This is a genomic window from Deltaproteobacteria bacterium (assembly GCA_016210005.1).
Classification (GTDB): Bacteria; Desulfobacterota; Binatia; order HRBIN30; family JACQVA1; genus JACQVA1.
This window is the reverse complement of record JACQVA010000261.1, coordinates 1-10,368: the sequence shown is the minus strand read 5'-3', so window position 1 is coordinate 10,368 and position 10,368 is coordinate 1. Positions and strand designations below refer to the sequence as shown.

General features: G+C 65.6%; 10 protein-coding genes. 1 reads left to right on the top strand and 9 read right to left on the bottom strand.

The features are described from left to right. Positions 1–532 precede the first annotated feature (532 nt). On the top strand, positions 533–2,641 hold the full coding sequence (locus HY699_24620) for a sodium-translocating pyrophosphatase (protein MBI4518988.1): 2,109 nt from the start codon (positions 533–535) through the stop codon (positions 2,639–2,641). 90 nt (positions 2,642–2,731) lie between these two features. Here the strand turns inward: HY699_24620 and HY699_24615 are convergent, their stop codons facing one another. The 9 genes from HY699_24615 to HY699_24575 all read right to left on the bottom strand — a co-directional run. Continuing rightward, the gene (locus HY699_24615; GenBank protein MBI4518987.1) at positions 2,732–3,901 is read right to left on the bottom strand and encodes a D-alanyl-D-alanine carboxypeptidase; all 1,170 of its coding nucleotides are present in this window, start codon (positions 3,899–3,901) and stop codon (positions 2,732–2,734) included. Beyond that, positions 3,889–4,299, bottom strand: a complete 411-nt coding sequence (locus HY699_24610; GenBank protein MBI4518986.1) for a pyridoxamine 5'-phosphate oxidase family protein — start codon at positions 4,297–4,299, stop codon at positions 3,889–3,891. The genes HY699_24615 and HY699_24610 overlap by 13 nt, the downstream gene beginning before the upstream one ends. 474 nt (positions 4,300–4,773) lie before the next feature. Further along, positions 4,774–5,007, bottom strand: coding sequence for a hypothetical protein (locus HY699_24605; GenBank protein ID MBI4518985.1), 234 nt, complete (start codon positions 5,005–5,007; stop codon positions 4,774–4,776). A 22-nt stretch (positions 5,008–5,029) separates the two neighbouring features. After that, a complete protein-coding gene (locus HY699_24600) occupies positions 5,030–5,689 on the bottom strand; it encodes a heme-copper oxidase subunit III (protein ID MBI4518984.1) in 660 nt (219 codons plus the stop codon). A gap of 19 nt (positions 5,690–5,708) precedes the next feature. Beyond that, positions 5,709–5,990, bottom strand: a complete 282-nt coding sequence (locus tag HY699_24595) for a cytochrome C oxidase subunit IV family protein (GenBank protein ID MBI4518983.1) — start codon at positions 5,988–5,990, stop codon at positions 5,709–5,711. A gap of 20 nt (positions 5,991–6,010) precedes the next feature. Next, positions 6,011–6,589: a cytochrome c oxidase subunit 3 gene (locus HY699_24590; GenBank protein MBI4518982.1), complete on the bottom strand. Its 579-nt coding sequence runs from the start codon at positions 6,587–6,589 to the stop codon at positions 6,011–6,013. 41 nt (positions 6,590–6,630) lie between these two features. After that, a complete protein-coding gene (locus HY699_24585; GenBank protein MBI4518981.1) occupies positions 6,631–8,367 on the bottom strand; it encodes a cbb3-type cytochrome c oxidase subunit I in 1,737 nt (578 codons plus the stop codon). An 18-nt stretch (positions 8,368–8,385) separates the two neighbouring features. Then, on the bottom strand, positions 8,386–9,084 hold the full coding sequence (gene coxB, locus HY699_24580; GenBank protein MBI4518980.1) for a cytochrome c oxidase subunit II: 699 nt from the start codon (positions 9,082–9,084) through the stop codon (positions 8,386–8,388). Positions 9,085–9,657: 573 nt separating this feature from the next. Continuing rightward, the coding region (locus HY699_24575) for a sigma 54-interacting transcriptional regulator (GenBank protein ID MBI4518979.1) at positions 9,658–10,368 on the bottom strand (711 nt) is incomplete at its 5' end.

Below are 10,368 nucleotides of genomic sequence, written 5' to 3'. Positions count from 1 at the left end.
GAGACCTCTATGACGAGATCGTGTAGCGCTGGCGGGTCGTAGCGAGCCGGTGCCGTGGGTTCCCGCTTTCGCGGGAATGACAAATTGCGTCCCCCCTTCGGCCATGGGCCCGGTCTGACAGTACACAGTACTGTCAGACCGGTGAGGACTTGCCCGGTCGGCTGCACGTTACCCACGGATTTGTCGCACACCCGATTTGGCTTGGGCGGGCCAGGGCGGATTGTGTTTCTCTAGCCTTTTTGGCATAGGGGGCCGCTGAGTTTGGCGGCCCTGACCGTGGATGGGCGAGGTGGCACGGTTGGTCGGGGTGGCAGCTCTCACCGGCCATGCACCCCTCCGGCCTTGGGCGAGCCGCGTGAGCGGACAGCCATAGCGCGGAATCAGTTCACCGCGTCAAGGCCGACCCGGGTTTGGCTGCTGCACGCCGCTGGTTGGGGGCGATTGATTTTGAGCGTGCTCGCCGCCGAGCGCGCGGGGGAGAAGGCGCGCCGCCGGGGGCGCCGGGACAACTCTAAGGGAGGCAACTCGAACAATGGTTACGCTGGTACTGGTTATTAGCATCTTATCCCTGCTGTTCGCGGGTTACCTGGCTCGACAGGTACTCGCCAAAGACACCGGCACGGCAGCGATGCAGGAGATCTCCAACGCGATCCGAGAGGGGGCCGAGGCGTTCTTGTCGCGACAAAATCGCACCATCGGCCTGCTGTCGGTGGTGGTGGCGGCGGCGATCTTCCTCCTGTACGCCTTCGTGCGCACGCCGAACCCTGCCGATCCGGTCGGCCCGGTGACGATGGCGATGTGGACCACGCTGTCGTTCGTGTTCGGCGCGGCGTGCTCGGTCATCGCCGGCTACGTCGGCATGTGGGTGTCGATCCGCACCAACATCCGCACCGCCTCGGCGGCGCGCACCAGCCTCAACGACGCGCTGCAGATCGCTTTGCGCGGCGGCGCGGTGTCGGGCCTGTTCGTGGTGGCAATGAGTCTCTTGGGGGTCGGCGGGCTGTATGCCGTGCTCAACCAACTCGGTTACGATGCGCAAAAGATTCCCTTCATCATCGTCGGCTACGGCTTCGGCGCCTCCTTCGTCGCCCTGTTCGCTCAACTCGGCGGGGGCATTTACACCAAAGCCGCCGATGTCGGCGCCGACCTGGTCGGCAAGGTCGAGGCCGGCATTCCCGAAGACGACCCGCGTAACCCCGCGGTAATCGCCGACCTGGTGGGTGACAATGTCGGCGACTGTGCCGGCCGCGGCGCCGACCTGTTCGAGTCCACCGCCGCCGAGAACATCGGCGCCATGATCCTCGGCGTCAGTCTGTTTCCCTACTTCGGCCTCAAGGGCATCCTGTTTCCGCTGGTGGCGCGCGCTTTCGGCTTACTCGCCTCTATCGTCGGCATCATGGTGGTCAAAACCCGTGAGGACGCCGATCCGATGGACGCGCTCAATCGCGGCTACTACGTCGCCTCGGCGCTGGCCGCGGTCGGCTTCTTGGTCGCCTCCTACACCATGCTGTCATCCGATAAGGCCCCCGGTGCCTGGATGTACTTCTTCCTGTGCGGGGTGGTCGGAATCGCGATGGCGCAAGCCTTCGTCTACATCACGCAGTACTACACCGAGTACAAGTATCGGCCGGTGAAGTCGATCGCGGAGGCGTCGCAGACCGGGCCGGCAACCAACATCATCACCGGTATAGCTGTCGGCCTCGAATGTACGGCGATTCCAACCGTGGTCATCTCGATCGCGGTGGTCGCATCCTTCTATCTCGGCAAGGCCTCGGGGGTGGAGCACGCCGGCCTATTCGGGACGGCGGTAGCCACCATGGGCATGCTCGGCACCGCGGCGTACATCTTGGCCATGGACACCTTCGGTCCGATCACCGACAACGCCGGCGGTATCGTCGAGATGAGCCAGCAGCCCGAAGAGATCCGCAAGAAGACCGATCGGCTCGACGCCGTCGGCAACACCACCAAGGCACTGACGAAAGGGTACGCCATCGGCTCCGCCGCCCTGGCCGCCTTCCTGCTCTTTTCGGCTTACCTCGACGAGGTCGGCCACTACGGTCACAAGCTGGCTGCCGTCGACATCTCAAAGCCCGAAGTATTCGTCGGTGGCCTGCTCGGTGCGATGCTGGTGTTCTTGTTCTCGGCGCTGGCGATCCGCGCTGTCGGCAAAGCCGCCTACTACGTCATCAACGAAGTGCGCCGCCAGTTCAAAGAGGACCCCGGCATTCTCAAGGGCACCTCGAAGCCCGATTATGGCCGCTGCGTTGACATCGTCACCGTCGGTGCGCTCAAGGAAATGGTGATGCCCGGGGTGCTCGCCGTCGGGATGCCGATCGCTGTCGGCGTGCTGTTTCGTCCGCTCGGTCTCGGGGCCGAGACGGTTGCGGCGTTCCTGATGGTCGGCACCATCGCTGGCATTCTGATGGCCACTTTTCTCAACAACTCGGGCGGTGCCTGGGACAACGCCAAGAAATATATCGAGACCGGCCACTACGGCGGCAAGCGCTCCGAGACCCACAAAGCGGCCGTGGTCGGCGACACCGTAGGTGATCCGTTCAAAGACACCGCCGGCCCGAGCTTGCACGTGCTGATCAAGCTGCTCAGCACGATCACGCTGGTGATGGCGCCGTTGTTCATCTGAGTTAGCCGCCCTGCGGCGCGACCACCGGCGCAGCGGGCGCTCTTTGTCGGCGTTTCCCCGCTCCGCTTGCCGGAGCGGGGAAGGCTGAAGCTACTGGGTCAGGGGCTTGAAGGCGGCGCCGTCGTCAGCCGAAACCTCAACCGGACTCACGGCTGGAATAACCGCGACTACCTGATCGTTTTCGCGCACGACCACCTCACCGATGCGTTGATCGCGGGCGATCGGTGCCGTCAGGCCGTCGGGCAACTGAAATCCCAGCTCGAAGCGCCGTTCCTCGTCGCGCCGCCGCAACAGCGAATAGCCCCCGGCTGCCACCGGCACGAGCTGCTCCTCGGCGCCGCCCCAAATCCGCACCGGCACCGGCAGTGGCTCAGCCGCACGCACGATGTCGATGCGCTCGAAGGTAGCGAAGCCCCACTCCAGCAACTCGGCCGTGGCGGCGTAGCGGCTGCCGTTATCGGCTGCGCCCAGCACCACCGCGAGCAACTGGAAGACGCCCCGGCGCGCCGTCGCCACCAGATGAAACCCGCCGCCGCGCGGCAGGTCGGCGACCAGCAACCCGTTGGTACCCGGCAAGCTTTCCAGTAGTTGATTGCGGTTGCGCAGCAGCACGCTGCCGCCACGAAAAGGGATGCCGCTGAGCGCGCCCCATTCCACGATGCGCCGTCGGCGCAGCAGCTCGGCAACCAGCCGACTGGTATCACGCGCGGTGGTGACATCAACCGGTTGCGACCGCGCCCTGGCGCTGCCTGCCAGCGAGCCGTACTCGGTGCCGATCATCCCCAGCACGCGGGCGCGCTCGTTCATCAGCGCCACCAGCGGGGCGGGGGAATCCGCCAACGCCTCGCTCAACACCGCCGCGGCATCGGTGGCGCCCGCGATCACCATTGCGCGTAACGCCTCTTCGAGCGTCAGCACCTCGGCTTCCCGCAGCGCTAGGCGCGCCCCCGCCTGTGCCGCGGCGGCGGCACTGACCGGCAGCGGCTGCTCCCAGCCCAACTGGCCGCTGTCGACCCGTTCCAGCACCAACAGCGCCAGCATCAGCTGTCCGAGCGCGCCGACCGGCAACGGCTCATCCGCATTATGTTCCCGCAGCGCCCGTCCGCTGGTAGCGTCCGCCAGCAGCATCGCCCGCGGTGGCGGTGGCGCCTTGCGGCCCGGCTCGCCCGCCCCCGCCGCCAAGGGCCACCAGCACGCCAGCAGCACCAGCGCCCGAGCCCTTGCCCGCACCGGCGCGTGCTCCCGGCTCACAGCCCCCACGAAAAACACTCTGTCGGCGTAACTCGCACGATCACGGTCGCCGGCGCGGTGATCGGTGCGACCCGGGCGTACTGGCGATACTTGCGATACAGCGCCAGGCGGGCGCGCCGAAACACCGGACCTTGTTCGATCGCCGCCGCTGTGCCCGTGATCATGGCGCCGGCCAGCTGCGACCAGCGCTCGCCATAGCGGTCGAAAGTCAAAGTCACGACCGGCCGGCGGCGCAGATTGCGCACCTTGCGGGCCTTGGCCTCGCTGGCGAAGTAGATGTGCCCGCCGACGTTGACGGTGCACACGGGAACGTTGTGCGGCCGGTGGTTAGGTCCGACCGTAGCCAACCGGGCGACGCGCTGCGTGCGCACGAACGCCAGCACCTTTCCGCTCAGTCGATACGCCACACCCGCCTCCTCGCTGAAAGAAGCCCCGGCGCGATTCCAACGCCCGCCCCCCCAAGAACTAGCAATCGCGCTGACGCCACCTATCGCATTGTGCCACCGGCTCCCTGCACAAGACGACCAGCACTACGCAGCTCTTGCCACAGGCCAAGACGCGGCGCAACCGTCCGCGAGCAGGACGTGCTTAGCGTGAGGCGACGGCCGAGTAGAGATGACGTTCGAGCTTGGCGTGGAACAGCCTGGGCACGACTACATCTCTGCTTGCGCGTCGCAATACTGCCGAAACCGCCGCTGTACCTGCGCCTGGCGCATCCGAATCTGTTCGCCGCGCTCCGCTGGCGAGAACCTGGCGTGCCCGGCGGCAGGTGGCGGCGGACCTCGTCGAACGCCACCTTTGTCACCTTCACCGACGGCCGTCGCGCCGCCTTCTCCGAGTAAGTCCAACGCAGCGCCACGAACCCTTCCGGGTGGCCGGTGCTATGTGCCGGCGCCGTGAGTTGGAGCGGCGAGCACTCCGCGCGGCGGCCGGGTCAAGCACCACCCCAGCGCCGCAATCGCCGCCATGATGGCGAACGGCAGCAGCGACAGCATCACGGTGCTGAAGTAGTAGGTGTCGAGCACGCGGCTGTCGGAGGAGCCGTAGCAGTTCGGGCAAGCCAGAGCGGGAGCAGCTGCGATCAACCAGAGGACGCCGGCGGCGAGCAGTTGCACAACGCCCCGCCGTGCCGCACGGCTAGGAGAGGTATACCAGCCCATATAGGATCGGCCAGATGCCGACCACGAAGTACCAGTACAGCCGAGCCGCCTCGACTGCTCCGTGGGCGTGCGCCGTGTAGCGCTGCCGGCGCGCCGAGCGCAGAACGGCCAGCAGCACGATCAGCCCGCCCAGCAGGTGTAGGCCGTGGCAGCCGATCAGGGTGTAGAAGGTGGCGCCGTACGGGCCGGAACTAGCACGCAAGCCGTAACCCAACAGCCGCAGCCATTCGCTGCCTTGCACGAGCAGGAAAGCAGTCCCCAGCATCGCCGTCGCGCCCAGCCAGCGCGGCAGCGCTTGCAAGTGGCCCGCGCGAATGGCCGCCAGCGCCCGGCGCATGGTGTCAGCGCTCAGCAAGAGGACGAGGGTGTTGGCGAATGTAATTCCGACCGGCAGCCGCGGCTGATCCGGCGGCGGCCAGGCGAGGCTGCCGGCGCGCAAGACCAGAAACGCGCTGATCAAGCCGGCAAAAAACATCGCCTCGGCCCCGAGGAAGATCAGCATGCCCAGCACCGCGTTGGCAATCCGAGGTCGTCGGTCTGAAGCAGCGCCCAGCGCACTTACCTGCGGCCAGGCACCGGATTCGCCGCGGGCAGCGCCGATGCTGCCGGGTAACGTGGTCACCGCTTGGCTGGTCATCCTGCGTACTCGCGCCGGCTCAGGGACGCATGGCGATGTCCGGAATCAACGCCAACACCATCGCGATCGCCAGCACCACCGGGACGCTCATGATCACGTACACCATCACCGGTTGCGCCCGCAGGTGCATGTAGTGCCGCACCACCAGCGCAGCTTTTACCACCGCAGCCGAGAAGATCAGCGCGATGGCGGTCACTTTGGTCACCGGTAAGGCGACGAAAGTCAGGCCCACCGCCAGTAACACCACCAGCCAGACCCAGATAGCGACGTAACTCACATGGTGTTTCTCGGCCGCTCTCATGATTCACCTCCGAAACTCCATCACGCCAGGTAGAGCAACGGGAACAGGAAGATCCACACCACATCGACGAAGTGCCAATACAACCCGGCGTACTCGACGCGCTGCTTCACCGCCGCCCAGCGCCGGCCGCCGGCCAACAGGAACAGGACAAAATTCACCACCACGCCGGCGAACACGTGCAAGCCGTGCAGGCCGGTCATGGTGTAGTAATAGGACCAGAACAACCCGCTGGCAGGCGTGAAGCCGTGGCCCAGCTCGATCGAGTATTCAAAACCCTTGATGCAGAGGAAGCCCAGCCCCAGCAGCACGGTGATCAGGAGATACTTGCGGGCGCGGGTATGCTCCTCCGCCTCGACCGCGGCATGCGCCTGCACAATGGTGAGGCTGCTGGTGACCAGGATCAAGGTGTTGATCGCGGCGATGCGCGTGTTCACGTGCGCGGTCTCGGCGGCCCAGCCGCCGGCGGCGATGCGGGAGAGAATATACGAGCCCAGCAGACCGCCGAAGACCATCACCTCCGAGGCCAGAAACCACCACATCCCCACCCGCCCGATGGGCTGCTCGGTGAACACCCGCGTCTCATGCTCTGAATGGGCCATCGACATCACCGCCATCGCTCACCTCGATATCTCGCGCTGATTCACGCGGCTTGCTCCTGCGCTTTGAGCGCGGGCCCGGGCACGTGCTGCGGCAGCCAGTCCGTGGCATTGCCGGGCAGGCTGTACTCATAGGCGTCGCGGTAGACCGTCGGCACGGCCGCGAAGTTCTCGTGCGGCGGCGGCGAGGTGGTCGCCCACTCCAAGGTGTTCGCCTGCCACGGATTGTCGGCGGCGCGGCGGCCGAAGGCCAGGCTCCAGAAGAAGTTCACGATCAGTGGGATCTGCCCGAGCAGCAGCACGATCGCCGCGATCGTCGCGAACTCATGGATCGGCTGCATCGGTTTGAGGAAGTCGTACTGCAACGGGTTGTAGATGCGGCGCATGTGGCCGCCCATGCCGACCAGGAACAGCGGAATGAACACGCAGTTGAAGGCCACGATCGTGATCCAGAAGTGGAGCTTTCCCAGAGTCTCGTCGAGCATGCGGCCGAACATTTTCGGATACCAGTAGTAAATCGCGGCGAAACCGCCGAGCAGTGCCGACGGAAACAGGGTGAAGTGGAAGTGGGCGACCACGAAGTAGGTGTCGTGCATGAAAATATCGACCGCCGCCGAGCCGAGGAAGATGCCGGTGACGCCGCCGATCAGGAACGTGGCCAGCGCCCCCAAGGCAAACAGCATCGGGGTCGGAAATCGCAACGAGCCGCCCCAGAGAGTGGCGATCATCGAAAAGATCATGATCGCGAACGGCACCGAGATCAGGATGGTGGTGACGCTGAACGGGATGGCCAGACGCGCGTCGATGCCGCTGATGAACATGTGGTGCGCCCAGACGATGAAACTGAGCGCGCCCGCGGCAATCGTCGAGTACACGATCGCGCGGTAGCCGAAGATCGGCTTGCGGGCGAACACCGGAAGAATCTCCAGGATCGCGCCGAAGCCGGGCAGCAACACCACGTAGACTTCGGGATGGCCGAAGAACCAGAACAGGTGCTGCCACAGCAGCGGGTCGCCGCCGCGTGCCGGCAGAAAGAAGCCGGTGCCGGCAGTGCGGTCGAGCAGCAACATGACCGCGCCGGCAATCAGCGGCCCGACCGAGAGCATGAACAACACCGCCGCCGTCATCTGCATCCAGACGAACAGCGGCAAGCGAAACAGCGACAGACCCGGCGCCCGCATATTGATCGCCGTGGTCATGAAGTTCACCCCGCCCATCAGGAAGGAGGAGAACTCCAGCGCCAAGGCCAAGATCCACAAGTTCTGTCCCCAGTCCACGCCGGTGTAGACGGGGTCCGCCGACAGCGGGGCGTAGCCTGTCCACCCGGCCGCCGCGGCCCCGCCCGGAACAAAGAACGAGGCCATCAGCACGCACGAGGCGGTGAAGATGGTCCAGAACGACATCATGTTGAGGCGCGGAAACGCCATGTCCGGGGCGCCGACCATCAGCGGGATGAGGAAATTGCCGAAGGCGCCGAGCAGGATCGGCATGGCGACAAAGAACACCATGATCGTGCCGTGCATCGTGACCATGGTGTTGTAGAAGTCAGGCTCGACGTACGACCAGCCCGGCACCTCGGTTTCCGGCCACGCCAGCTGCCAGCGGATCAGGTAGGCAGTGAAGCCCCCGACCAGCGCCATGAACAGCCCGAGCGCGAGGTACTGCTTGCCGATCACCTTGTGATCGACGGAGAAGACATACTTGCGCCAGAAGCTCTGCGGCGCACTGTGTCTGTTATGGTGCGGCTCGGGCGTGGCCTTGGCGACTGCTCGGGCGGTCATTCTCGTTTCCTTCACCGGCTAACTAGCAGGCAGCGCGGCGGTGGCTGCCGCTGCGGGCCATTGCTCCTGCAGCCAGCGCTCGTATTCGTCTGCGCTGTGCACGGTCAGAAAGCCGCGCATGTTGTAGTGCCCGAAGCCGCACAGCTCGGCGCAGGGCAGCTCGTAGCGACCGGGCTTGGTGGCATTGAACCAGGCGCGGATCGTCCGGCCGGGCAGTATGTCTTGCTTGAGGCGAACGTTGGGGATGAAGAAACTGTGAATCACATCTTTGGATTCCAGCCTGACCTCGACATCGCGGCCAGCGGGAACGTGCAACTCATTTTCCAGCGTGACGTCGTCAGCGCTGTCAAACTGCCCGTCGGGTCCGGGATATATGAAATTCCAATTGAACTGCTGGGCGCGCACGTTCACCCGGAGCGCGTGCTCCGGCACGTCCTCCTTCACCCGCGCCCACACCGGCCCGCCGGCGGCTTCGATGCCGAAATCGAGCGCCAGCACGATCACCGCCGGCACCAACACCCAGGCCAGCTCGCTGAAGCGCTCACCGCGCACGTAGGCCGCGGCTCGACCGGCCCGGCGGCGGTAGCGAAACACAAAGAAGAACAACGCCCCCTCGGCCAGCAGAAACCAAACGCCGACGATGTAGTAGATCAACGAAAAGACCGCATCGATGTCTCCGCCGTAGGTGGAGATGTTTTCCGGAAACCAACGCAGCATCAGCGACTCCTCGACTCCCTACCGGGTTCGTCCTCGTCCGTGGTTTCGATTGCGCCCGAGCTCGAGCCCGCCGTGCTGCCGCCGATGCGGAAGCATGCGCCGCGGGGCCCGGCAGTCGCCGGCATCCCCCGTTCCTCGCCACCGAACCCCAACACGAGGCTCGGGGACAACGCCGCAGCGTTGCCCTGACAATGGTCGGCGAAGCGGGGGCCGGGACTTAGAGCCCCGCGGCGCAAGTCGGCGTACCCAGCGCCGATGCCGTCTATCTGGCGCGCGGCGAGCGAGTCGCCAGCGCGGCCGTCATTCAAGTTCGTGGCTCGCATAGTCAGCCTTACCCACGCTCGTAACCCATGATCCGTGCCACGCCATCAGCGCCGGCCATTACCGCCAGCGGGCAAATTATCGGGTCGTTCGGCCTGCTGCATTGGTGTTACAATTGTTCCACATGTTGCGCAACAGCCTGTTGCGCGCAACATGGAGCGGAGCCGAACGGGGGCTGCTCGGCTGCAGGGCCACCTGCTGGCGCCCGCCTTTCGGGTTTCGAGAAGTGGCGGCGGTGGCGCCAGCGGCGAGCTATTGGGGTAAGCGATCGGGGGCGGGGCTGAGTTTCTTCAGGCGCCGCCACAGGGTGGTGCGGCTGATACCGAGCGCGCGGGCGGCGGCGGACTGGTTACCGCGGTGCTGCGTCAGCGTCTCCAGCGTGCGTTCACCGTCGTCGCCACGGGTGCGGCGCGTCACCGCCGGCGCCGGACGCAGCACGCTGCGCGGCAAGGCCTCGCGTTCGATCACGCTCCCTTTCGAGCACACCAGCGCGTGCTCCAGGGTGTTCTCCAATTCGCGGATATTGCCCGGCCAGGCGTACTGCACAAACACCTCCATCACTGCCGGGGCAACGGCTTTGACTTTGCGTCCCTTGCTGGCCAGGCGGGCAAGGACGTGCTCTACCAACGCTGGGATATCCTCAGGGCGCTCGCGCAGCGGCGGCAACTCGATCGGGATGACGTTGAGGCGGTAAAACAAGTCGGGCCGAAAGCGCCCCTGAGCCATCAGCTGGCGCAAGTCCTGGTTGGTGGCGGCGATCACCCGCACGTCCACCCGGATGGTCTTGGTGCTGCCGACACGCTCGAACTCCTGCTCTTGCAGGAAGCGCAGCAGCTTGACCTGAGTGGCCGGGGACAGCTCGCCGACCTCATCCAAGAATGCCGTGCCGCCGTCGGCCAGCTCGAAGCGCCCGAGGCGATCGCGGATGGCGCCGGTGAACGCGCCCTTGACGTGGCCGAACAG